Source organism: Pseudomonas sp. JL23, assembly GCF_056933585.1.
The window spans coordinates 2204080-2227028 of sequence record NZ_CM167795.1 but is presented as its reverse complement, the minus strand read 5'-3'; the positions used below and the strand labels follow the sequence as shown (position 1 = coordinate 2227028).

Here is a 22949-nt window from a genome sequence, read left to right as displayed (position 1 = left end):
ACTCCTCAAGGACGCTTAACCGAAGAAGCTCTGGCCATTCTTGGCCATCTCACGCAGCTTCGCGGTGGGGTGGTACAACGCACCCAAATCAGCGTATTGGTCAGCCAGGGCAACGAACTCAGCGACGCCGATGGAGTCGATGTAGCGCAGTGCACCGCCACGGAATGGAGGGAAACCGATGCCGTAGATCAAGCCCATGTCGGCTTCAGCGGCGGTTTCGACGATGCCGTCTTCCAGGCAGCGCACGACTTCCAGGCACAGCGGGATCATCAGCCAGTTGATGATGTCCTCGTCAGTGACTTCACGCTGCTCGTAGATGATCGGCTTGAGCACTTCGAGTACGGCGGCGTCGGCCACTTTCTTCGGCTTGCCCTTCTTGTCGGTTTCGTAGGCATAGAAGCCCTTGCCGTTCTTCTGGCCCAGGCGCTTGGCTTCGTAGAGCACGTCCACGGCCGAGCGACGGTCGTCCTTCATGCGGTCAGGGAAGCCTTCAGCCATGACGTCGCGACCGTGGTGGCCGGTGTCGATGCCGACCACGTCCATCAGGTACGCCGGGCCCATGGGCCAGCCGAATTTCTCCATGACCTTGTCGATGCGCACGAAGTCCACGCCAGCGCTGACCAGCTTGGCGAAACCGCCGAAGTACGGAAACAGCACGCGGTTGACCAGGAAGCCCGGGCAGTCATTGACCACGATCGGGTTCTTGCCCATTTTCTTGGCGTAGGCCACGGTGGTGGCAACAGCTTCTTCGCTGGACTTCTCGCCACGGATGACTTCCACCAGGGGCATCATGTGTACCGGGTTGAAGAAGTGCATGCCGACGAAGTTTTCCGGACGCTTGAGGGCCTTGGCCAACAGGCTGATGGAAATGGTCGAGGTGTTGGAAGCGAGGATGGTGTTTTCACCGACCTGGGCTTCAACTTCAGCCAGTACTGCCTGCTTGACTTTGGGGTTCTCGACCACGGCTTCAACCACCAAGTCGACATTGCCAAAATCGCCGTAGGACAGCGTAGGACGAATCGCGTTGAGCGCTTCAGCCATCTTCGCAGGGGTCAGACGGCCTTTCTCGACGCGGCTGCCCAGCAGTTTGGAAGCTTCGTTCAGACCCAGTTGAATGGCGTCTTCGCGGATATCCTTCATCAGAATTGGCGTGCCTTTGACAGCCGACTGATAGGCGATACCGCCGCCCATGATTCCGGCGCCGAGCACGGCAGCCTGGTTCACAGGTTTGGCGATGGCGTCGTACACCTTGGCTTTCTTTTTCAGCTCCTGATCGTTCAGGAACAGGCCGATCAGACTCTTGGCAGCCGAAGTCTTGGCCATTTTGACGAAACCGGCGGCTTCGACTTCCAGCGCTTTTTCGCGACCGAAGTTGGCAGCTTTCTGGATGGTCTTGATCGCTTCGACCGGGGCCGGATAGTTCGGGCCAGCCTGGCCGGCCACGAAGCCCTTGGCGGTTTCGAAGGCCATCATCTGTTCGATGGCGTTGAGCTTGAGCTTGTCCAGTTTCGGCTGGCGCTTGGCCTTGAAATCGAACTCGCCGGAAATGGCGCGCTGGATCAGGTCCAGGGCCGCTTCACGCAGCTTCTCGGGAGCGACGACAGCGTCTACGGCGCCGGTCTTGAGGGCGTCTTCGGCGCGATTTTCCTTGCCGGAGGCAATCCATTCGATGGCATTGTCGGCACCGATCAGGCGCGGCAGGCGCACGGTGCCGCCGAAGCCAGGGTAGATACCCAGTTTGACTTCAGGCAGGCCGATCTTGGCCGTGCTGGACATGACGCGGAAATCCGCCGCCAGGCACATTTCCAGACCGCCACCCAGGGCGATACCGTTGATCGCGACGAGGGTCGGGACCGCAAGGTCTTCGAAGTCGCTGAAAATCTTGTTGGCTTCCAGGTTGCCAGCAACAAGCTCGGCATCCGGCAACTTGAAGTTGTCGACGAACTCGGTGATGTCGGCGCCGACGATAAATACGTCCTTGCCGCTGGTAACGATCACACCCTTGACCGACGCGTCAGCCTTGATGGCTTCGATGGCCTGGCGCAGGTCGTTGAGGGTGAGGCGGTTGAACTTGTTGACGGACTCACCCTTGAGGTCGAAATTCAATTCGACGATGCCACTTTCAAGAGCCTTAACCGTGATGGCTTTACCTTCGTAAATCATCAACTGATCTCCACGATATGGAAGCTGAACAATGCACGTCGAACGCTAGCGTCCGGCGAGACTAAGACGTCACCGCCAAATCACCATGCACACCCGCTGACGTGGTACCGGGTTCTGTAAGAGCCGTCTGACAGCCAAACGCTCAATTCATACGCCCGTTTGATTTGGGTACGCACACCTTCAGCCAAAACAGACGAATTGTCAATTCGACAGAACGGCCATAAATCCGGGCATATGCAGCAGTATCACCCAGGGTAATAGAGCCGCTTCGACTCCCGTGGACGGGCCTCAAAGCCTGACCACAACGAAAAGTGTAGGGCAAAGTCCGCACGACTTTTTGCACCGCCGAGGAACATAAATGAAAATTTATTCGGCAATACGCGACAAAACGGAGCAGAAGGTCTACATTCAGCGCACTGCTTCAGCGAGGGATTCACGGCAACCTTGCATCGCCTGCCCTCCCGGAACGCCTACAGAATTATCGGCCTGCCTGGCCAACCCCAGCCCGATGTTGTTATCGGGCTTTTTAATGCCCGGGATTTGGTGGGCACATCCTGCGGGAGCGAATTCATTCGCGAAGAGGCCGATTCATCCGATAGATTTTTATCGTACGTCATACCGCTTTCGCGAATGAATTCGCTCCCGCAGAGTTGCGGTGATTCGGTCGGTTTTGCATATTTTCTATAGGGCGGCCTCAGGCCAGGACTTTCAGCACGGCAGCAATACGCTGCAATACTTCCGACTCCCCCCGCTCCGCCCAGTACAGCGCAATCATCTGCTCATCCAGTTCGACCTTGTACACGTCGGCCGGCAATGTGCTGAATTGCGCCAGCAGCGCCTCATTCTCACAGGGTTCACGCCAGCGATTGACCCAGGTCCCAGGCTCGGTCTGCCAATAGGCCCAGGGCTTATTGCCCTTATTGCGTCGCGGCAGATGCAACTGCGGACAAGGGCTCGGCGGCGCCACCGGCAGCCAGTGCGGCCACTCCTGGGGCGCCAGTTGCATGCCCATGCCCATACGCCGGGCTTCCAGGCGCAGCGCCATCCTGCCATTCTGTCGCCGCGACGGCCGCAGCCAGATCAGCGGGCTCAACATGACGCCAATGATTGACAGCACTATCCAGACCGTCATATGTCTATGTCCTTGCCTTAAAACAACGAAAACAATGGCCTGCCAGTTTATGCATGAAAGAGCCATACTCATATCAACGCAATTCCCCGGAGGAACTCCTCATGCCCTACACACATATCCTGGTCGCCGTTGATCTGACCGAAGAGTGCGACCCCGTCATCAAGCGCGGCAAGGAGCTTGCTCTGGCCTATAACGCCAAGCTATCCCTGGTGCATATCGTCGAACCCATGGCCATGGCCTTTGGTGGCGATGTGCCAATGGATCTGTCACAACTGCAGCAACAGCAGTTCGACCAGGCCAAGGAAAAGCTTGAGGCGATCAAGCTCAAGTACCCGGACGTCAAGGCGGGCGACAGCCACCTGACCTATGGCCAGCCGCGCCAGGAAATCCACGAGTTGGCCAAGGAACACCACTGCGACCTGATCGTCGTCGGCAGCCATGGCCGACACGGCCTGTCTCTGCTGCTGGGCTCCACCGCCAATGACGTGCTGCATGGCGCGCCTTGTGATGTGCTGGCGGTGCGGCTGATCAAACCGACCAACTGACCGCACTGCGTGATGTGGGACCGGCTTTAGCCGGGAAGGCGATTTCCCGGCTAAAGCCGGTCCCGCATGGATCACCGCAACAACCAAGAAAAAGCCCGATCATCGATCGGGCTTTTTTATCGCTTACTCGTCCAGCTCAGCCCAGCGTTCCAGCAAGGCATCCAGCTCACCCTGGCGGTTTTCCAGTTGCGCCAGAGTCGCCGCGGTCTGCTCGGCGGGCTTCTGGTAGAAACCCGGCGCGGCCATCTCGACGGTCAGGGCAGCAATCTGCTTCTCAACCTCGTCGATCTGCCCCGGCAATGCCTCCAGCTCGCGCTGCAGCTTATAGCTGAGTTTCTTCTTGGCCGACGCTACCGGAATCTCCTGAGCAGGCACCGGCGCCGCCTCGACCACGGCGCTGGCCAGCTCGGCCTTGCCCGACTTGGTGTCGGTCACACCCAGCAGACGCGGCGAGCCGCCTTGGCGTAGCCAATCCTGATAACCGCCGACGTATTCACGAACCTTGCCCTCGCCTTCGAAGACCAGGGTGCTGGTGACCACGTTGTCGAGGAATGCCCGGTCGTGGCTGACCATCAGTACGGTGCCCTTGAACGCCGACAGCACTTCTTCGAGCAGCTCCAGGGTTTCCACGTCGAGGTCGTTGGTCGGTTCGTCGAGGACCAGCAGGTTGGCCGGCTTGCTGAACAGCTTGGCCAGCAGCAGACGGGCACGTTCACCACCGGACAGCGCCTTGACCGGCGTACGGGCACGCTGCGGGCTGAACAGGAAGTCGCCCAGATAGCTCAGTACGTGGCGGCTCTGGCCATCGATATCGATGAAGTCGCGACCTTCGGCGACGTTGTCGATCACGGTCTTTTCCAGGTCGAGCTGGTGACGCAACTGGTCGAAGTAAGCCACTTCCAGACGCGTCCCCACTTCGACCTTGCCGCTGGTCGGTTGCAGGTTGTCCAGCATCAGCTTGAGCAGCGTGGTCTTGCCGGTACCGTTGGCACCCAGCAGGCCGATGCGGTCTTCGCGCTGCAGGACCATGGAGAAGTCCTTGATCAGCATCGGCCCGCCCGGATGGGCAAAGCTGACATTTTCCAGGGACATGACCTGCTTGCCGGACTTGTCGGCGGTATCCAGCTGGATATTGGCCTTGCCGGTGCGCTCACGGCGGTCACTGCGCTCGACGCGCAGCGCCTTCAAGGCACGCACGCGGCCTTCGTTACGGGTACGGCGCGCCTTGATGCCCTGGCGGATCCACACTTCTTCCTGGGCCAGGCGCTTGTCGAACAGTGCGTTGGCGGTTTCTTCGGCCGCCAGGGCCGCTTCCTTGTGTACCAGGAAGCTGGCGTAGTCGCCGTTCCAGTCGATCAGGCCGCCGCGATCCAGTTCGAGGATGCGTGTCGCCAGGTTCTGCAGGAAGGAACGGTCGTGCGTGATGAACAGCACAGCGCCCTGGAAATCCTTCAGCGCTTCTTCCAGCCAGGCGATAGCACCGATATCCAGGTGGTTGGTCGGCTCATCAAGCAGCAGCAGATCCGGCTCGGAAACCAGAGCCTGGGCCAGCAGCACGCGGCGACGCCAGCCGCCGGAAAGCTCGGCGAGGGTCTTGTCGGCCGGCAGTTGCAGGCGGCTCAGGGTGCTGTCGACCAGTTGCTGCAAACGCCAGCCGTCACGGGCCTCCAGCGCCTGCTGTACGTGCATCAGCTTGTCCAGGTCTTCTTCGGTGACGCAGTTTTGCGCCAGATGATGGTACTCAGCGAGCAAGGCCCCGACACCGTCCAGGCCTTCGGCTACCACGTCGAACACGGTGCGCGCGTCGGCCACCGGCAGCTCCTGGGGCAACTCGCCGATCTTCAGGCCCGGCGCGCGCCATACGGCACCGTCATCGGGCTTCTGTACGCCCTTGACCAGCTTCAGCATGCTGGATTTGCCAGTGCCGTTGCGACCGATGATGCACACCCGCTCACCACGGGCGATCTGCCAGGACACCTTGTCCAACAACGGCATAGCGCCGAACGCAAGGGACACATCGCTGAATTTGAGCAGGGTCATGAGCTTCTCCAAAAACCGGGCGCGCATTCTACCTGAGATATCGTGCGCGAAAGCCTTCTTTTATACCGGCGGTTTATTTCGGTACGACATGCTCCTCAGACAACCCAAATCCTGTGGGAGCGAGGCTTGCCCGCAAAGGCGATTTTCCGATCGCAAAAGATGTGCCGCACGTGCCATTGCCTTCGCGGGCAAGCCTCGTTCCTAAGACCGGCGCTCTGCGCCCGGTCAACGGTGCTTTCGCCCCCGCCCTGCAAAAGGCTAAGCTAGCGCCACTTTTCACGATTCATCTGCTCGGAAGTCTCATGCGCAGTCGTTTGCTCAGTCTTTTTTCCTGCCTGCTTCTCTCGGCAACCGCTGCCCAGACCGTCCAGGCAGCCGATCTCAACCAACAGCGCCAATACTACGACGAAGCCAAGCGCGCTCTGGCCAAGGGCGACACCGGCCCGATGCGCATGTACAGCGCGGCCCTGGCCGATTACCCGCTGCAGCCCTATCTGGAATATGACGAGCTGACGGCGCGCCTAAAGACCGCCAGCAACGAGGAAATCGAGAAATTCCTTGCCGATCACGGCGACCTGCCCCAGGCCAACTGGATGAAGCTCAAGTGGCTGCGCTGGCTGGCTGACCGCAGCGACTGGGACACCTTCGCCAAGTATTACGACGTTAAAATGAATTTCACCGAACTGGACTGCCTCTACGGCCAGTACCAGATGAGCCACAACCAGCGCGCCGAAGGCTATGCCAATGCTGAAAAGCTGTGGATGACCGGCAAGACCCTGCCGTCGTCCTGTGACGGCCTGTTCGGCCAGTGGGCCGCCGAAGGCCAGTTGACCGAACAGAAGCGCTGGCAGCGCGCCAAGCTGGCCGCCCAGGAAGGCAACTACAGCCTGGCCAACGCGCTGGTCAACAGCCTCAACAGCCTGGCGCCACAAGGCCGCCTGCTGATCGCCGTGGCGCAGAAGCCCGACATGCTCAACAACCCGGCGCAATTCGCCCCGGTGGATGAAGCCATGTCCGACGTGGTCGGCCTCGGCCTGCGTCGCCTGGCCAGGCAGGACCCGCAAAAAGCCCTGGAAATGCTCGACGGCTATGCCGCACGCCTGCACTTCTCCCGCGAGGAGCAAGTGGCCATTGCCAAGGAGATCGGTCTGACCCTGGCCCGCCGTTACGACGACCGAGCCCTGGAAATCATGACCAAATATGATCCGGACCTGCGCGACAACACCGTCACCGAATGGCGCCTGCGCCTGCTGTTGCGCCTGGGCCGCTGGGAGGATGCCTACGAGCTGACCCGCCGCCTGCCCAAGGACCTGGCCGATACCAATCGCTGGAAATACTGGGAAGCCCGCGCCCTGGAACTGGCCCAGCCGAACAATCCGTTGATCCCGAGCCTGTACAAGGGTGTGGCCAAGGAGCGCGACTTCTACGGTTTCCTCGCCGCCGACCGCACGCAAAGCCCGTATCAGCTGTTGAACAAGCCGCTGCTGTTGAGCCAGGCCACCATTACCAAGGTGCGCAACACCCCTGGCATTCGACGTGCCTTGGAGTTTCATGATCGCGGCCAAGTGGTCGATGGCCGTCGTGAATGGTATTACGCCAGCCGTCAGTTCAACCGCGACGAAATGGTCGCCCAGGCCAAACTGGCCTACGACCTGAAATGGTACTTCCCTGCGATCCGGACCATCAGCCAGGCGCAGTACTGGGATGACCTGGATATCCGCTTCCCCATGGCCCACCGCGAAACCCTGGTCCGTGAGGCCGGTGTGCGTGGCCTGCACTCGAGCTGGGTATTTGCCATTACCCGCCAGGAAAGCGCCTTCATGGACGACGCTCGCTCCGGCGTTGGCGCCAGCGGCCTGATGCAACTGATGCCGGCCACGGCCAAGGAAACTGCGCGCAAGTTCAGCATCCCCCTCGCCTCTTCCGAGCAGGTGCTGGACCCGGACAAGAACATCCAGCTCGGTGCCGCCTATCTGAGCCAGGTACACAGCCAGTTCAACGGTAACCGCGTCCTGGCCTCTGCCGCCTACAACGCCGGACCCGGCCGCGTCCGTCAGTGGCTCAAGGGCGCCAACCACCTGGCCTTCGACGTCTGGGTAGAGAGCATCCCGTTCGACGAAACCCGCCAGTACGTACAGAACGTGCTGTCGTATTCGGTGATCTACGGGCAGAAGCTCAATTCACCGCAACCGCTGGTGGATTGGCATGAGCGGTTCTTTGACGACTTGTGATAATCAATTGAGATGAGACCTTGTAGGAGCTGCCGAAGGCTGCGAATGACGGCATCAAGCCATTCGCAGCCTTCGGCAGCTCCTACAGGATTTGTGTTTTTCGATCCAAATCGCGCTATTCCAACACCACCACTTTCATCCCCACTTCCAGCACACCCGGCCCGTCATTGACCATGTTCTGCCCAAACCAGATCTCGCCTTCGCGTTCGCGATAGGTCTTGAGGGTAGTCAGGGGTTCACGGTCGGCGTTGCGCTCGCCAGTGGCCGGGTCGATGGTGGTGAGGATGCAGCGCGAGCAACCCTTGAGCAGGCGGAACTCCAGGGTGCCGATACGAATGCGTTTCCAGCTGTCCTCAGCAAAAGGCTCGGCCCCCTCCACCACCAGATTGGGCCTAAAGCGCAACATCTCCTGAGGTCGGCCAATGCGTGACGACAGATCATCCAGGGAGCCCTGGCCAATCAGCAGCAGCGGGAAGCCATCGGCAAAGCTCACGCGGTCCTCGATGGCGCCGTAACCGCTGGGCAGCCAGCGCGCGCGCTCGTCAGGCAGATGAACCATACGCGTCGGCTTGCCGAGAAACTCACTGGCCCAACGGGCCGCCTCGTCACCGGCATCCGGCACGCGCAAGGTATCGCGCCACACGGTCACACCGCGCAGGTTTGCTTCAATATCTTGCGGGAGAGGCACGTCCAGCGGCGAAAGCCCCGGCGCGCAAAGGGTCACGCCACCGTCGGCATTCCATAACACCGACAGCTGCGACATCTGCGGCAGAGCGCGTTGCGTGAAGAAGCGCCCACTGGCTTCATCCACCAGCATCCAGCGTCGATCCCCGGCCAGGCCGAGACCGTCGAACGCTGCCTGCTGCAACGGCTCGGGCTTGCATGACTTGAGGGGGAAACGGTAGAGCGCACTGAGATGCATGACCTGATCCTTGAGAGTTTAAGCTGCGACAACCAGGTCGCAGCTTAATGACAGGACGGGCCGATACTCAAGCGTTGTCGAGCATGATGCGTTCGCGCACGACATCGACCAACTTGTCGGGCTGGAACTTGGAAAGGAAGTTGTCGCAACCGACTTTTTTCACCATGGATTCGTTGAAGCTGCCCGACAGCGACGTATGCAGCACCACATAAAGGCCACGCAGGCGCGGGTCATCACGGATCTCGGTGGTCAGGCGATAACCATCCATCTCAGGCATTTCGGCGTCGGTGAAGACCATCAGGAGCTTGTCGGTCATGACCACACCGCTGTCAGCCCAAGCCTTGAGCATATTCAGGGCCTTGAGACCGTCGCTGGCGGTATGCAGCTTGACGCCGAGCTGGGACAGGGTGTCCTTGAGCTGGGACAGAGCCACCTTGGAATCGTCGACCAGGAGGATTTCCCGACCGCGAGCCTGTTCCAGCACCGGGTCTTCGAGCTTGTCGCGGGAGACCTTGGCATTGTAAGGAACGATTTCAGCCAGGACCTTCTCGACGTCGATGATCTCCACCAACTGGTCGTCGACCTTGCTGATGGCCGTCAGATAGTGCTGACGACCCGCGCTGGTCGGCGGCGGCATAATCGCTTCCCAGTTCATGTTGACGATGCGGTCCACGCCGCCGACCAGGAACGCCTGCACCGAACGGTTGTACTCGGTGACGATAATGGTGCTGTTCTCACCTGGCACCAGAGGACGCATACCAATGGCCTGGGACAGGTCAATCACCGGCAGGGTCTGGCCGCGCAGGTTGACTACACCGCAAACGAATGGATGACGCTGGGGCATCAGGGTCAGTTTCGGCAGTTGCAGGACTTCCTGCACCTTGAACACGTTGATCGCGAACAGCTGTCGACCGGCCAGGCGAAACATGAGGATTTCCAGGCGATTCTCGCCCACCAGCTGTGTGCGTTGATCTACCGAGTCGAGAATGCCAGCCATTTAGAGCTCCTGAAGCGAGGTATACAGTTGAGTCCGCTAACCTGTTATCGGCTGAAAACAGCCGGACCTTAATTGTTATAAAATGCCATGCTAGCCCATTGATGTCACATTAACATCATGCTCTACTGGCATCCGTCTTCCGACCTACACGTTCACAGCGTGGGCCTTACTGCCCCTAGGGGTACGCCTTACCAGCAATCGGGGCTGACCCGATATTCCCAATATCTAATAGCTATTATTGTGACGCCATTCTCATTGCATGAATGGAGTCAGGCTTTTGTTTGCGTTCACGGCCAGCCAATCGAGCAACACCTTCAAGCGTCCTCGCCAGGGCGGCGCTGATGCCATGCTTGCCGAAGCAGACCACATAACGCTCGCAAACAATATCATTACGCCATCACTTAGCAATAGTGCTGCAATGCAGAATGCCATTAGCTGGCAACAATCGGAATCGTCCTACAGACTTTCCTTTGAAATCCGCATTAACTTCCAGCCACTCGCCGCGCCGCCAAGTCGGTCGCCATCCATGACGTGTGGAGATGAAGCATGCTGAACGAGCAAGAATGGCAGCAGCAACACTGCGAATTTCTCAGCGAATCCGAGACCCTGCTATTGCGTTCTGAGGAGTGCCTGGCACACCTGGAACTCATCGCTGATGATCGCGACGCAATCGATTGCCTTCTGGCATCACTGCGTAATCTGACCGTCAAAGCCGACGTCGCCTGCGTCGAGCGCATCGCCGCATTTACCCGGCAACTGCACGATCTACTGGACGCCGCCTGCCCTCGCATCGTCCTGCAAGGCGACCCCCTGCATACCCTGAAAAGCTGCATCACCCTGCTGGCCTGGCAGATCGAGTTCATTGATCGACGCAGCGGGCAGATGCCTCTGGATGACAGCGAACAACGCGAACTGCTTGAACGCCTGGCTTTCCAGTGCGGCCTCGACAGCCCACAGGCCAGGGCCAGTCAGGCGCAAACCGACAGCCTGATCTGCCAGCCCCATGCCTGAGCGCAGTGTCATAGCGCAACAATGCCCGCAGCGCGTATCCAAAAACGACAATCCATCCAGTTATAACGCTGTATCGACGTCAATCACGACATTAAACGGCAAGTTGATGATTAGCTTGCTCGCCAATGCCGGCACACATGTCGATAAGTCGGGCTGATTCCAGCCCACTCAAAACAATACCGATGAACCAAAACTTCTGATCAGCCGGACAAGATAAGTTGTCGATAACGCTTGGCGGATTAACTGATAGTCTTATTTAATACGATCATATGATGAATTATTGCAACATTAAGGTAATATCACGACCCGAGAATTGATCACGGCTTTCCGGAAACTGTGCCAAGACACAGCGACTGACATTGACCTGAAATGATTGATTCAGGTTATCCGCAGTGACCACCCGATGGCTCCAGCCGCTATGCACTTCAGCACCCGATATTCAAGGCTTTGGCCGCTCAGTACGAAAAACTCCCGCTGGCTCACAGCTGTCCTGTGTATCGGTTCTATTGCAGGCAATATCGCGTTTTATCTGACATCTTCAGAGTTTCCATTGAGCCTGCTGCTGCTTAACCTGGCCGCCCTTGCCAGCATCCTGCATAGCCAATTGCGCACCGACCACTCGATCAAATTCCAGCCTCAGGAACTGGCCGACCGCATGCTCGAAGTGCAGGAAACCGAACGTCACCGGCTCAGCCGCGAACTGCACGACGACATCGGCCAGATGCTCACCGCCGCCAAGATGCAATGCGATTGGCTGCAACGGCGCCTGCCCAAAGAGCTGTGCACCTACAGCATTCAGCTTACCAATACCCTGGACGAAACCCTGGAAAAGGTCCGCGACCTGTCGGCCATCCTCAACCCGCGACAGCTGGCCAGCCTGGGCCTTGAAGCCAGCCTGCGCGCCCATCTGCTACGCACCCTGGCCGACAGCCAAGTGCACTGGAGCCTGGAATGCCATCAGCGGCTGGCGGGAATTCCCGAAGAGATGTCGATTGCGGCCTTTCGCATCACCCAGGAAGCAGTGACCAATATGCTGCGCCACGCCCATGCCAAGAACCTGCTGGTACGCCTGCAACGCCTGCCCGAGGGCCTGACCCTGCTGGTGACCGACGATGGCCTGGGCTTCGATCCGGCGCCCGATCCCGGCCAGCAAGGCCAGCGCGGCATGGCCGGAATGGCCGAGCGTGTGGCGCTGCTGGGTGGCACCTGGTCGGTGCACAGCGAGCCCGGCCGTGGCACGCAGATCAACGTGCTGTTCCCCTGGGCACCACGCGCCCATGAAAGAGCCCACACGAACAAGAAGCCAACATGACCTGCAATTTGCTATTGATCGACGACCATTCGCTGATCAGGGCCGGCGTGCGCGCCCTGGTAGCGGATATCCCCGGCTACGCGGTGATAGGCGAAGCGGCCGACGGCAGTCAGCTCTCGGAGCTGGCACTGACACTGCAACCGGACATCATCCTGCTGGACATCTCCATGCGTGATACCAATGGTCTCGATGCCCTGGAGAAACTCCGCGGCGTACTGCCTGGCAGCAAGGTGCTGATCCTGTCGATGCACACCGAGCCGGATCTGATCATGCGCGCCCTGGAGATGGGCGCCCACGGCTACCTGCTCAAGGACGCCACCGCCACCGAGCTGGAACAGGCCCTCGAAGCCCTGCGCAACGGCGAGCGCTACTTGAGCCCGGCCATCGCCCATACGGTGATCAATCAGGCCCTGACCAGCGTGCAGGCGAACAAGCCCGAAGCCATCGAAAACCACAACCTGACCGGTCGCCAGCTGGAAATCCTGCGCCTGATCGTGCGCGGCAAATCTACCCGGGAAATCGCCAGCGGCCTGGGCTTGAGCATCAAGACTGTGGAAACCCACCGCTCGCAGATCATGAAACGCCTGCAGATCTACGACGTCGCCGGGTTGGTGTTGTTCTGCGTGCGTGAACAGATTATCAGTCTGGATGATTGACCCCGCTCTGTGGGACCGGCTTTAGCCGGGAAGACGTCAGCACAAACGACGAAGATGCATCACCTGTGCAACCCCTTCCCGGCTAAAGCCGGCCCCACAAATCCCGCGTCGATTCAGGGTGCGATGTGTTGTTGCTGCGCATGCCGCTTCAATAACGGCGAATGATTCGGCAAATGCATGCGCAACGCCTCTCTGCGCACTTCAAAACGCAAATGCTCACCGGACAGCGGCTCGCCGTCGAGATTGATATCCAGCCCCTGCTCCGACTTCAGCTCGACCCACGGCAATCGCGCCCGGACGAACATATTGTCCAACCCGAGGCCGCCTTCCAGCAGACCCTTGAGGGTGCCGACCAGCTCCTTGGGCGCAGGCAGGATACTGACGTCCAGCAGGCCATCATCGATCAGCGCCGTAGGGCACAGCACATGCCCGCCACCGGCTTGACGGCCATTGCCGATACCCAGTGCCAATAATTCGCCGCTCCAGTGAAAGTCCGGGCCGCTCAGCTCACCATGCACAGCGCGCAACTCGCTGAAACGTGACAGACCGGTAAACAGATAGGCCGCGCCCCCCAGCACCTTCTTCAGATCTTCAGAGGTATTGGCGGTCACCTGACTACCGAACCCGCCGGTAGCCATATTCAGAAACAGATTACCGTCTACTTCTCCCAGATCGACGCTATGTACCGGCGCATCGAGCAGGTCCAGCGCCGATTTGGGCAGCAGCCCGAGACCGGCTGCACGGGCAAAATCGTTGGCCGTGCCCAACGGCATGGCAACCATGGCCGCCTCGGACCCGGCCATGGCCTCGGCAATGTCACGCAAGGTGCCGTCGCCGCCACCGGCGATGATGTGCCGATGCCCGGCCGCCAAGGCCTCAGCTACCAGGCGCTGGGCGTCACCGCCCTCCCAGGTCAGGCGCACATCGATGTCCCAGCCCTGACGGCGCTTGGCGTTGACCGCCTCGCGCACCTCTTCGTTGAGGGATTGTTTGCCGTGAAGAATCACAATTGCCCTGCGCTCGCTCATTACCGCTCCCTCTGGAAAATCCGTTGCATCCGATGTGGACCGCAGCCGCCATGAAAAAAGCCATGCGACGCAAAAAGTAACCCCCGCAATCATTGGGCCATCACAGAAACGGGATCCAAATCATCCGTTCAGCCAAGTGACAGATGCTGTTCCATCAGCTTTACTCACGCCAGACACCCATTTGAGTGTCTTTTCCTGCTGACTGAGTGGAAAACTCCTACTCACTAAGTCATTAACACCTTGGCGCAAATATTAATTTTCTGACAACACACGTAAAAATTAATCTGCAAGAACACTCGATACGACAAAATACCGTCTATATTTGAAAATATAGTAAAAATAGTCATTTTATTGACCTTGTTAATGCGTGCGTCTGGGATCTGGCAGCAGGCACCCAGCGCCATTCATGGATCGAAGCATTGGGGGAGCATTATGCGGTTGCAACCTGTTGACAGTCTTTTGCTCACACGTACCAGCCTGATCGAATACTTCCTCTTCGGCGTGCGCTTGATGCACGGCATCACAGCCCTGGTCCCGGGCCTGCTGATTCTCGCACTCTGGCATGACGCCAACACGGCCACGCCCCCGGACACCTACTACTTCACCCTGACATTTTTCGGCTTTGTCTGCGTCCTGCTGTTCCAGGCTCTGGGGCTGTACTCCGAAGCCGTATTCAGCAACGCCCTGCGCCTGCGCCTGATCCTCATCGCCTGGTCGGCGGCCTTCGTCATGCTGCTGTTCATGCACCAGGCCCTGAACCTGTTCATCTACATCACCCCTGACCAACTGGTGGTCTGGTTCATTGCCAGCCTGGGGCTTTTCTACGTCGAGCGCATCGGCATGCTGGCAATTTTCAAACATCAGATGAAAAAGGGCTTTTTCCTGCAGAACGCGGTGATTCTCGGCGCCACGGAAAACGGTCAGCGCCTGGCCGAATACATGCTGGAAAATCAGGACATCCGTTCCGGCGTCTCGGGTTTCATTGATGACCGCATCGGCCGCCTGCCCAAGACCGTGGCCAATCTGCCGATGCTGGGCAACTCCAGCGACCTGGAACGGTTGATCCGCGAGGAGAAAGTCACCCAGGTACTGGTTGCCCTGCCCTGGACTGCGGAAAACCGTATGGACTACATCATCCGCGAGCTGCGCCGACTGCCGGTCAACGTACTGCTGGTGCCGGACATGATCGCCTTCCGCCATGCCCACAACCGCATCACCGAAGTCGCCAAGCTGCCGATGTTCAATGCCTCGGACGTGCCTCTAAGCGGCTGGTCACCGTTCTTCAAGCGCGCTGAGGACATTGTGTTTTCCTCCCTGGCACTGTTGCTGTTGTCGCCTATCATGTTGGTGGTGGCCTTGGCGATCAAGCTGGACTCCCCCGGCCCCGTGCTGTTCCGGCAGAAACGCTACGGTTACAACAACCGCCTGATTCAGGTGTGCAAATTCCGCTCAATGCATCAGCACCAGGCCGATGCGACGGCGGAGAAACAGACCACCCGTGGCGACGCCAGGGTTACCCGGGTCGGCCGCTTTATCCGCAAGACCAGCCTGGATGAACTGCCCCAGTTGTTCAACGTGGTCGCCGGCAGCATGTCCATGGTCGGCCCACGCCCTCACGCCACCGCCACCAAGGCGGCCGGGATTCTGTTTGAGGAAGCGGTGAAGGAGTACACGTCACGCCATCGGGTCAAGCCAGGCATTACCGGCCTGGCGCAGATCAATGGCTATCGTGGTGAAACAGACACCGTGGAGAAGATCGAGAAGCGCGTGGAGTTCGATCTTGAGTACATCGAAAACTGGTCCGTCTGGTTCGACATCTACATCCTTCTGCGCACTGTTCCGGCAGTGCTCTTCACTCGCGAGGCCTACTGATGAGTACTCTCATCCCCTGCATCATCGCTGGCGGCTCCGGCACCCGACTCTGGCCAGTCTCGCGGGAAGCCATGCCCAAGCCGTTCATGCGCCTTCCCGATGGCGAAAGCCTGCTGCAAAAAACCTTCCTGCGCGCCACCGGCCTGCCCGGCGTCGAGCGCCTGCTGACCGTGACCAATCGTGAAGTGTATTTCCGCACGATGGACGATTACCGCACGCTGAACAAAGGCCGCTGCCAGCTGGATTTTATCCTCGAGCCTTTCGGCCGCAATACCGCGCCGGCGGTTGCCGCAGCCGCCCTGCACGTCTCACGGCTGTACGGCGACGATGCGCAACTGCTGATCCTGCCCGCCGACCACTTGATCAGCGACCTGCCCGCCTTCACCCAGGCCGTACAGGACGCCCGCGCGCTGGCTGATCAAGGCTGGCTAGTAACCTTCGGCATCCGCCCGACCAAGGCCGAGACCGGCTTCGGTTATATCGAACAAGGCCTGGCGCTGGCCCATAACGGCCATCAGGTGGCTCGCTTCGTTGAGAAACCCGACGCCGCCACCGCGCAAAGCTACCTGGACGGCGGCCTGCACCTGTGGAATGCCGGGATGTTCTGCATGCGCGCCGATGTGCTGCTGCGCGAACTGGCCGAACACGCGCCCGCCGTGCTCGCGGCGGTGGACACCTGCCTGAGCAATAGCGCGACCAAACAGGGCCAGCGCGAACTGCAGATCGAGCTGGACAGCGACACCTTTGTCCTGGCCGAAGATATTTCCATTGACTACGCATTGATGGAACGCTCGCAGAAGGTCGCGGTGATTCCCTGCCAACTGGGCTGGAGCGATATCGGCTCCTGGCAGGCCCTGCGCGAACTGGTCCCGGCCGATGCCAATGGCAACCAGTGCAATGGCCAGACCGTGTTGTACGACGTCAGCAATTGCTACATCGACTCCAAACGCCTGGTCGGCGCCATCGGCCTGGACGACCTGATCATCATCGACACCCCCGATGCGCTGCTGATCGCCGATGGCAAGCGCAGCCAGGAGGTCAAGCTGATCGCCCAGGAACTCAAGCGCCAGGACCACGATGCCTATCGCCTGCACCGCACCGTAACCCGGCCCTGGGGCACCTACACCGTGCTCGAGGAAGGCAAGCGCTTCAAGATCAAACGCATTGTCGTGCGCCCGCAAGGCTCGCTGTCACTGCAAATGCACCACCATCGCAGCGAACACTGGATCGTGGTCAGCGGCATGGCTCAGGTCACCAATGGCGAGCGCGAATTCATGCTCGACACCAACGAATCGACCTTCATCAAACCCGGCCATACCCATCGTCTGGTCAATCCGGGGGTGATCGACCTGGTGATGATCGAAGTGCAGAGCGGCGAGTACCTGGGCGAGGACGACATCGTGCGCTTTACCGATATCTACGGCCGTGTGCCTGCCGAGGCGGCCAAGGCCTGACGGGGTTTTCTGCCCGGGTACGGGTCTGACGGGCCGAGGCCTGTCGTAGTGGCACGTATCCGGGCGTTTTATCGCAACACGCTGCAACGTAACTGCCGACATGATGTTTTACCCGACAGGGAGTGGTAATCATGCATGACAGAGCAAGGGGCACTCTGTTGCCTGTAGGGCTGACACTGGCAATGCTGATGCTCAGTGCCTGCAACACCCCGGCGCGCATTGGCGTGCCCGAGGACGATGCAGTGATCAAGGCCGGGCAGGAAGCCGGTCGCGCCCTGGCGGGCAAACCGTTGCCTCCAACGCGAATCCGCCCCGGTGACACATTACGGATCGTGCGCAACACCGGCGAGGCGCCGTCGATCTCGGCGTTCACCGCCAACTCCATCTATGAGCTGACCCTGTTCCAGGTGCTCAATGACGGCACCTTCTCCTACCCCTATATCGGTTCGGTGCCTGCAGCGGGCCTGACCGTACCGCAACTGATCGAGGCCCTGGAGGGTCGCCTGCACGACGTCTATCGCGAAACCGCCCTGACCATCAATATCACCCAGACGCCGAGCAATACGGTGTTTATCGGCGGCGCCGTGCGCAACCCGGTGGCCCTGCCCTCCACCGTTGCCACCACCCTGGAACAGGCGCTGATGGGTGCCGGTGGTGTCGCCCCGGATGCCGACGCCAGCCTGGTCGCCCTGCTGCGTCAGGAAGACAACGGCCTCTACAAGACCTACTTCTTCGATTACAGCAAGCTGCTCTGGGCAGGTACGGCCGGCGGCCCCACTGCGCCGGTGCTGCTGCAACGCGGCGATGTGGTGTTCGTGCCCAAGTCCTCGGTGGGCAACAAGGCGGCAGGCGTAGACCTGTATTTCAATCAACTGATCCCCTTCGCCAAATCACTGGGCTTCGGTGTGAACTACAACTTGCGCAGCAGCGGCCAATAAGTCAGGGACCCAGACATGATTAATATCCGTTCATTCCGCGACCTGTTGCGCCTGTTTTTTATCTTCAAGGATGAAATCAAGGCCACGGTACTGGTGTCCTTCATCATCATTCTGCTTGGCGCCTTCCTCCTGCCCAGCCGCTACGAGTCCACCGCGCTGCTGCTGGTCAAGCCCGGCCGTGACAGCAGCACCGTGCCGATCGAGTTCTCCGACCGCCAGGCCATCGTCATTCCGAGCGCCCAGCGCGACCCGATCCTCGACGAAGAACGCATGCTCACCGGGCGCCCGATCATGCGCACGGTGGCTGAAAAATACCTCACCGAGCTGTCCCAGGTGCCGCAACAGACGGGCTTTCTCGCCTCGACCAAACGCCTGATCAAGGACACCATCGGCTCCGTGCTGGACATCGGCCAAGGCTTCCTGCAACTGATCGGTCTGGTGGAAAAACGCTCGCCGGAAGACCACATGGCCGAAGATCTGGAGAGGAACTTCAAGGTCAACCACGATCCGGGATCGGCGGTGATGGAACTGCGCTTCGTCTGGAATGACCCGGTCGTCGCCCAGACCGTGCTGCGCACCTGGGTCGAGCAATATCAGATCCAGCGCACCCAGACGCTGGGCCGGGTCAGCCTGTATGCCTTCTACGAAGCCGAGGTCAAGGACAGTCAGGCCGAGATCGTCGATCACAAGCAGCAGATCCAGGGCTATCTGAACCAACTCGGCGCCGTGAGCATCAGCCAGCGCCTGGCCGACACCTCCCAGGGCCTGAACGATCTGCGCACCGAACGCAACAACACCATCCGTGCCATCGCCTCGACCAAGGCCGGCCTGGACATGCTCCAGCAACAACTGGGCAAACAATCGAAAACCGTGTCGGCCGGTCGCGAACTGGCCCTCAACCCCAACCGTCAGGACCTGCAAAACCGCATCAACGGCAAGGAAGTCGAACGTCAGGAGCTGCTGCGCTCGTTCAAGGAACAGGCACCGCCGGTATTGGCCCTGAACGAAGAAATCAAGAACCTCAGGGCGCTGCTGAACAAGGAAGAAGCCACCGTGCAACGCACGGAAAACATCACCCCCAACCCAATCTACAACCGTATGCAGAACGTGCTGGCCGACCAACAGACCAGCTACGCCCGCCTGCAGACGCAACTGACACAACAGAACCTGCAACTGGCGCAACTGGAGAAAGACCGGCAACTGGCCCTGAGCCTGGAGCCGGAGCTGTCGCGTCTGCAAAGCGAACTCAGCGCCACGGAAAAAAGCTACGCGCTGTATACCGACAGCCTGGAAAAAGCCCGCATCGACCGTGAACTGGACAAGAGCCAGATCAGCAACATCGCCATTATCGAAGAGGCCACCCTCAACCCCAGCCGGGTCTTCCCGAAAAGCATGCTGATGGTGGTGCTGGCGTTCCCCTTGAGCCTGGCCATCGGCTTGCTGGCGATGTACTTCTTCTACCTGCTCGACCAGCGTATCCATGACGGCGACAAGATCGAGAGCCGCTTCGGCGTGTCGGTGTGGAGCACCCTGCCCGACGTCAAGGGCAGCCAACCGGAACGCAACAGCTCCTTCACCGCCAGCCTCTACCGACTCTACGGCATCCTGCCCCTGGGCCAGGTGGCCGAACGCGGCCTGGCGGTGGGCATGACCTCGCTGAACCACGGCGATGGCGTGAGCTTTGTCATCGAACACATGCGCACGCTGTTCGAAGACCACGGCCACCAGGTCCGCACTGAAGGCCCTGGCCCGGCAACCCCCGGCGAGATCCTGCTGATCGACGCGGCAAGCTTCTTCAGCAATCAGGAGGCCTTCGTCCTGCTGCGTGAAGCCGACGTGATCATCCTGGTCATCCGCGCAGAAAAAACCACGGTACCGGCCCTGGAAATCGCCCTGAACACTCTCAATACCGCGTTCAAGCGCGTTGACGGCATCGTTCTCAACCGCCGTCGCTTCGAAGTGCCGGAGCGCGTTCTCAACTACTTCAACCGTTTCCGCCGGGGGTGATATGCACATTGCCCTGCTCGCTCCGCTGCCACCGGAACAGAACGGCATCGCCGACTATGCCGGGCATCTCAAACAAGCCCTGCAGAAGCTCGGCGTGCAGATCAGCACGCCCCTGGCCGGGATCGGCAATGATCCGCAAGAAGCCGAACGCCATGTGGCGCAGATCCACTGGCAAGGCATCGACCTGGTCCACGCCGAACTCGGTGGTGGGCGCCTGGCTGAGTTCCATGCCCTGCGCGCGTTGCGCCAGCGCTTTGCTCACTTGCCGCTGACGGCCACGGTGCACGATCCGGAACGGCTGGTCTGGCGTCGCGCCAGCCTGCCCTGGCCGCTGTCCATGGCGAGCAAGCTGCCATCACCGCTGCCTCAGGTCGCCACGGTGCTCAGTGACCCGTTGTGCCTGCACGAAGAACGTCAGGTGGCCCGAGGCATGACCCGCCTGGTCACCCTGACCCACGCCGGCAGCGCCGCATTGCGTGAACGCATGGGCCTGGCCCAGGCGCAGATGGCGGTGATCCCCCATGGCAATCTCGACATCGCCCCCCTGCCCCTGCCACCGCTGGAGCCCCTGCGCCTGCTGTATTTCGGCTTTATCTACCGCGGCAAAGGTATTGAAGATTTGCTCGACGCCCTGGCCAACTGCATCAGCCAGCAGCCTGCCCTGCGCGAGCGGGTGCGCCTGACCCTGGCCGGTGGCAGCGAACCGGAAATGGCCTTCGGACCTTCCGGCAGCTACCTCGATGAACTGCGCCAGCGCATCGGCCAATTGGGCCTGAGCGGCTCGATCGACTGGCAGCTCGACCTGCCCGCCGAACAGATTGCACCGACCATCCAGGCCCACCATGTGATGGTGCTGCCGTACCGCGAGTCGAGCAAACTCAAGCTGCTGGGCAAGCTGCGTGGCACCAGTGGCGCGCTGTCCTGGGCGGTGGCCTGCGGGCGCGGGGCGATCACCTCAGACGCCCGCTCCTTCGCCGAAGAAGTCGCCCATGGCAACGGCATGATCTTTCCCCAGGGCGATATCACTGCGCTGTCCCAGGCCCTGAACACGCTGTTTGCCAACCCGGAACTGGCCTGCACCTGGGCCGACCGCGCCGCCAGCCTGGCAAAAGAACGGGTGTGGAGCCGCACGGCGGAGCGTTTTCGGCAGTTGTTCGAATTGGCCTGTGAGGGGGATAACTGATGGAAGGATATCGCGATCTCCTGCTGAACCATTGCGGCCCTGTGGCACAAGATGAATTGCAACGCGATTCCTGTGGGACCGGCTTCAGCCGGGAAAGCACCGGTGAAGCCAACGACGTCTTCCCGGCTAAAGCCGGTCCCACCAGTGCTGTGGCCCAGACTTGGCGAAAAGGCCTGATGGCCGTCGCCCTGCTGTTCCTGGGTATCAGCAGCGCCGGTGCCGAAACCGTGCTCAAGGGCCCGCGCCCTATCGCCTGGAAAGACTTTCTCGGGGTCAACGTGCAGTTCCAGTATTTCCCGGCGGACATCTATCGCCTGCAAATGGAGCAGCTCGACAAGCTCGGATTGACCTGGGTACGCCAAACCATTCACTGGCCGATCATCGAACCCAAAGAGGGGCAATACGACCTCACCGATCTCGACGCCGCCATGGCCGAGGCCGCCAAACACAATTACCACACCCTGGCCTATCTGGTCGGCTCGGCGCCCTTTGCCAGCAGCGCCCCGGCCAAGGCGGCCAGCCGCGACCAGTATCCACCCAAGGACTACAACGTCTTCGCCTCGCGCATGGTCGCCCTGGCCAAGCGTTATCAGCAGGTCGGCAACTGGCAGGTATGGAACGAGCCGAATATCGTCTGGCTGCCCAAGGAAAACCCCGCCGCCTACGGCCGCCTGCTCACCACCAGCGCCGCCGCCCTGCGCACCGCAGTGCCGGAAACCACCATCGTTACCGCCGGCATGGCCTACTACAGCCAGATGCACAGCACGCCGGGCTACATGCTGCAAACCCTGGTCGATGGCGGGCTCGGTTCGCAGAACATTGTTGCCGCCTACCACCCTTATTCGGAATTCCCCGAAGGCGATTCGCCACCGGACCGCGACTTCCTGGTCCTCGCCGGGGCCATGAACGAACTGCTGCACAACAATGGCGTGCAACAGGTATGGGCCACCGAGTGGGGCTGGTCCAGCTATGCGGGGCCCAAGGAAATGCAGGCGATCATTGGCGTCAATGGTCAGGCCGACTTCACCCTGCGCCGCCTGGCGCTGATGGCCACCATGGATTTCCAACGCATCTTCCTGTTCAACTTGAGTGACCTCGACACCCGCGCCAGCGCCCGGGACCAGGGTTACGGCCTGTTGGATCTGGCGGCCAACCCCAAACCGGTCTATACCGCGCTGAAAAACTTCCTCGACGTCACCGGCCCGAACCTGATCCCCGATGACCCGCCGGGCGTCAGCAACCTGCCCGATGACCTCTACGCCATCCCCTGGCTCAAGCCCGACGGCAGCAAGCTGCTGATGCTGTGGAGCGCCAACGGCACCACCCTGAACTTCCCGCGGATCAAGGCCGGGACGGTACACGACCCGTTGCGCGGCACCCATACCCCTCTGGCCGCGACACAGGGCATCACCGTGGTGCTCAAACCCAGCCTGCAAATTCTTGAGTGGAGGCCCTGAG

At 60.3% G+C, this 22949-nt stretch carries 18 protein-coding genes; 12 read left to right on the top strand and 6 right to left on the bottom strand.

Going from position 1 to position 22949, the window contains the following annotated elements; all coding sequences use genetic code 11:
• Positions 1-15: 15 nt before the first annotated feature.
• Together fadB and AC1Z24_RS10460 are read right to left on the bottom strand one after the other, a co-directional pair.
• A complete protein-coding gene (gene fadB / locus AC1Z24_RS10465; RefSeq protein WP_483745579.1) occupies positions 16-2163 on the bottom strand; it encodes a fatty acid oxidation complex subunit alpha FadB in 2148 nt (715 codons plus the stop codon).
• A gap of 694 nt (positions 2164-2857) precedes the next feature.
• Entirely contained in the window at positions 2858-3295 is a 438-nt protein-coding gene (locus AC1Z24_RS10460; protein WP_483745578.1) for a hypothetical protein, read from the bottom strand.
• Positions 3296-3396: 101 nt separating this feature from the next.
• Here AC1Z24_RS10460 and AC1Z24_RS10455 point away from each other — a divergent pair, with 101 nt between their 5' ends.
• Positions 3397-3840 (top strand): universal stress protein, encoded by a 444-nt coding sequence (locus tag AC1Z24_RS10455; RefSeq protein ID WP_483745577.1) that lies wholly within the window; start codon positions 3397-3399, stop codon positions 3838-3840.
• A gap of 123 nt (positions 3841-3963) precedes the next feature.
• On the opposite strand, the gene AC1Z24_RS10450 is transcribed toward AC1Z24_RS10455, so the two are convergent.
• The gene (locus AC1Z24_RS10450; RefSeq protein WP_483745576.1) at positions 3964-5880 is read right to left on the bottom strand and encodes an ATP-binding cassette domain-containing protein; all 1917 of its coding nucleotides are present in this window, start codon (positions 5878-5880) and stop codon (positions 3964-3966) included.
• A gap of 302 nt (positions 5881-6182) precedes the next feature.
• Between AC1Z24_RS10450 and AC1Z24_RS10445 the strand changes: the two genes are divergently transcribed.
• The gene (locus tag AC1Z24_RS10445) at positions 6183-8111 is read left to right on the top strand and encodes a transglycosylase SLT domain-containing protein (protein ID WP_483745575.1); all 1929 of its coding nucleotides are present in this window, start codon (positions 6183-6185) and stop codon (positions 8109-8111) included.
• Between the two features lie 115 nt (positions 8112-8226).
• Here the strand turns inward: AC1Z24_RS10445 and AC1Z24_RS10440 are convergent, their stop codons facing one another.
• Together AC1Z24_RS10440 and AC1Z24_RS10435 are read right to left on the bottom strand one after the other, a co-directional pair.
• The gene (locus AC1Z24_RS10440; RefSeq protein ID WP_483745574.1) at positions 8227-9033 is read right to left on the bottom strand and encodes an MOSC domain-containing protein; all 807 of its coding nucleotides are present in this window, start codon (positions 9031-9033) and stop codon (positions 8227-8229) included.
• A 67-nt stretch (positions 9034-9100) separates the two neighbouring features.
• A complete protein-coding gene (locus AC1Z24_RS10435; protein ID WP_413305030.1) occupies positions 9101-10030 on the bottom strand; it encodes a chemotaxis protein CheV in 930 nt (309 codons plus the stop codon).
• Positions 10031-10307: 277 nt separating this feature from the next.
• Here AC1Z24_RS10435 and AC1Z24_RS10430 point away from each other — a divergent pair, with 277 nt between their 5' ends.
• From AC1Z24_RS10430 to AC1Z24_RS10415, 4 genes are all read left to right on the top strand, one after another.
• Positions 10308-10583 carry a hypothetical protein gene (locus AC1Z24_RS10430; protein ID WP_483745573.1) on the top strand — a complete coding sequence of 92 codons (276 nt, stop codon included), beginning with the start codon at positions 10308-10310 and terminating at the stop codon, positions 10581-10583.
• Positions 10577-11041 (top strand): hypothetical protein, encoded by a 465-nt coding sequence (locus AC1Z24_RS10425; protein WP_483745572.1) that lies wholly within the window; start codon positions 10577-10579, stop codon positions 11039-11041. The genes AC1Z24_RS10430 and AC1Z24_RS10425 overlap by 7 nt, the downstream gene beginning before the upstream one ends.
• Positions 11042-11459: 418 nt before the next feature.
• Positions 11460-12353, top strand: coding sequence for a sensor histidine kinase (locus tag AC1Z24_RS10420; RefSeq protein ID WP_483746591.1), 894 nt, complete (start codon positions 11460-11462; stop codon positions 12351-12353).
• Positions 12350-13009, top strand: coding sequence for a response regulator (locus tag AC1Z24_RS10415; protein WP_483745571.1), 660 nt, complete (start codon positions 12350-12352; stop codon positions 13007-13009). The genes AC1Z24_RS10420 and AC1Z24_RS10415 overlap by 4 nt, the downstream gene beginning before the upstream one ends.
• A gap of 113 nt (positions 13010-13122) precedes the next feature.
• Here the strand turns inward: AC1Z24_RS10415 and yegS are convergent, their stop codons facing one another.
• Entirely contained in the window at positions 13123-14037 is a 915-nt protein-coding gene (gene yegS, locus AC1Z24_RS10410; RefSeq protein ID WP_483745570.1) for a lipid kinase YegS, read from the bottom strand.
• 432 nt (positions 14038-14469) lie between these two features.
• Between yegS and AC1Z24_RS10405 the strand changes: the two genes are divergently transcribed.
• From AC1Z24_RS10405 to AC1Z24_RS10380, 6 genes are all read left to right on the top strand, one after another.
• Positions 14470-15909 carry an undecaprenyl-phosphate glucose phosphotransferase gene (locus AC1Z24_RS10405; protein WP_483745569.1) on the top strand — a complete coding sequence of 480 codons (1440 nt, stop codon included), beginning with the start codon at positions 14470-14472 and terminating at the stop codon, positions 15907-15909.
• Positions 15909-17363, top strand: coding sequence for a mannose-1-phosphate guanylyltransferase/mannose-6-phosphate isomerase (locus AC1Z24_RS10400; protein WP_483745568.1), 1455 nt, complete (start codon positions 15909-15911; stop codon positions 17361-17363). The genes AC1Z24_RS10405 and AC1Z24_RS10400 overlap by 1 nt, the downstream gene beginning before the upstream one ends.
• A gap of 131 nt (positions 17364-17494) precedes the next feature.
• Positions 17495-18301 (top strand): polysaccharide biosynthesis/export family protein, encoded by an 807-nt coding sequence (locus tag AC1Z24_RS10395; protein WP_483745567.1) that lies wholly within the window; start codon positions 17495-17497, stop codon positions 18299-18301.
• 15 nt (positions 18302-18316) lie between these two features.
• Entirely contained in the window at positions 18317-20308 is a 1992-nt protein-coding gene (locus AC1Z24_RS10390) for a GumC family protein (protein ID WP_483745566.1), read from the top strand.
• 1 nt (position 20309) lies between these two features.
• Positions 20310-21491: a glycosyltransferase gene (locus AC1Z24_RS10385; protein ID WP_483745565.1), complete on the top strand. Its 1182-nt coding sequence runs from the start codon at positions 20310-20312 to the stop codon at positions 21489-21491.
• A 176-nt stretch (positions 21492-21667) separates the two neighbouring features.
• A complete protein-coding gene (locus AC1Z24_RS10380; RefSeq protein ID WP_483746590.1) occupies positions 21668-22948 on the top strand; it encodes a beta-galactosidase in 1281 nt (426 codons plus the stop codon).
• The last annotated feature ends 1 nt before the right edge of the window (position 22949 follow it).

Bases quoted from the DNA above. Each gene is read 5' to 3' on its own strand.
- fadB (WP_483745579.1), bottom strand. From the start codon at position 2,163: ATGATTTACGAAGGTAAAGCCATCACGGTTAAGGCTCTTGAAAGTGGC.
- AC1Z24_RS10405 (WP_483745569.1), top strand. From the start codon at position 14,470: ATGCGGTTGCAACCTGTTGACAGTCTTTTGCTCACACGTACCAGCCTG.
- yegS (WP_483745570.1), bottom strand. From the start codon at position 14,037: ATGAGCGAGCGCAGGGCAATTGTGATTCTTCACGGCAAACAATCCCTC.
- AC1Z24_RS10390 (WP_483745566.1), top strand. From the start codon at position 18,317: ATGATTAATATCCGTTCATTCCGCGACCTGTTGCGCCTGTTTTTTATC.
- AC1Z24_RS10460 (WP_483745578.1), bottom strand. From the start codon at position 3,295: ATGACGGTCTGGATAGTGCTGTCAATCATTGGCGTCATGTTGAGCCCG.
- AC1Z24_RS10445 (WP_483745575.1), top strand. From the start codon at position 6,183: ATGCGCAGTCGTTTGCTCAGTCTTTTTTCCTGCCTGCTTCTCTCGGCA.
- AC1Z24_RS10440 (WP_483745574.1), bottom strand. From the start codon at position 9,033: ATGCATCTCAGTGCGCTCTACCGTTTCCCCCTCAAGTCATGCAAGCCC.
- AC1Z24_RS10425 (WP_483745572.1), top strand. From the start codon at position 10,577: ATGCTGAACGAGCAAGAATGGCAGCAGCAACACTGCGAATTTCTCAGC.
- AC1Z24_RS10385 (WP_483745565.1), top strand. From the start codon at position 20,310: ATGCACATTGCCCTGCTCGCTCCGCTGCCACCGGAACAGAACGGCATC.
- AC1Z24_RS10435 (WP_413305030.1), bottom strand. From the start codon at position 10,030: ATGGCTGGCATTCTCGACTCGGTAGATCAACGCACACAGCTGGTGGGC.
- AC1Z24_RS10380 (WP_483746590.1), top strand. From the start codon at position 21,668: ATGGCCGTCGCCCTGCTGTTCCTGGGTATCAGCAGCGCCGGTGCCGAA.
- AC1Z24_RS10450 (WP_483745576.1), bottom strand. From the start codon at position 5,880: ATGACCCTGCTCAAATTCAGCGATGTGTCCCTTGCGTTCGGCGCTATG.
- AC1Z24_RS10455 (WP_483745577.1), top strand. From the start codon at position 3,397: ATGCCCTACACACATATCCTGGTCGCCGTTGATCTGACCGAAGAGTGC.
- AC1Z24_RS10395 (WP_483745567.1), top strand. From the start codon at position 17,495: ATGCATGACAGAGCAAGGGGCACTCTGTTGCCTGTAGGGCTGACACTG.
- AC1Z24_RS10415 (WP_483745571.1), top strand. From the start codon at position 12,350: ATGACCTGCAATTTGCTATTGATCGACGACCATTCGCTGATCAGGGCC.
- AC1Z24_RS10420 (WP_483746591.1), top strand. From the start codon at position 11,460: ATGCACTTCAGCACCCGATATTCAAGGCTTTGGCCGCTCAGTACGAAA.
- AC1Z24_RS10400 (WP_483745568.1), top strand. From the start codon at position 15,909: ATGAGTACTCTCATCCCCTGCATCATCGCTGGCGGCTCCGGCACCCGA.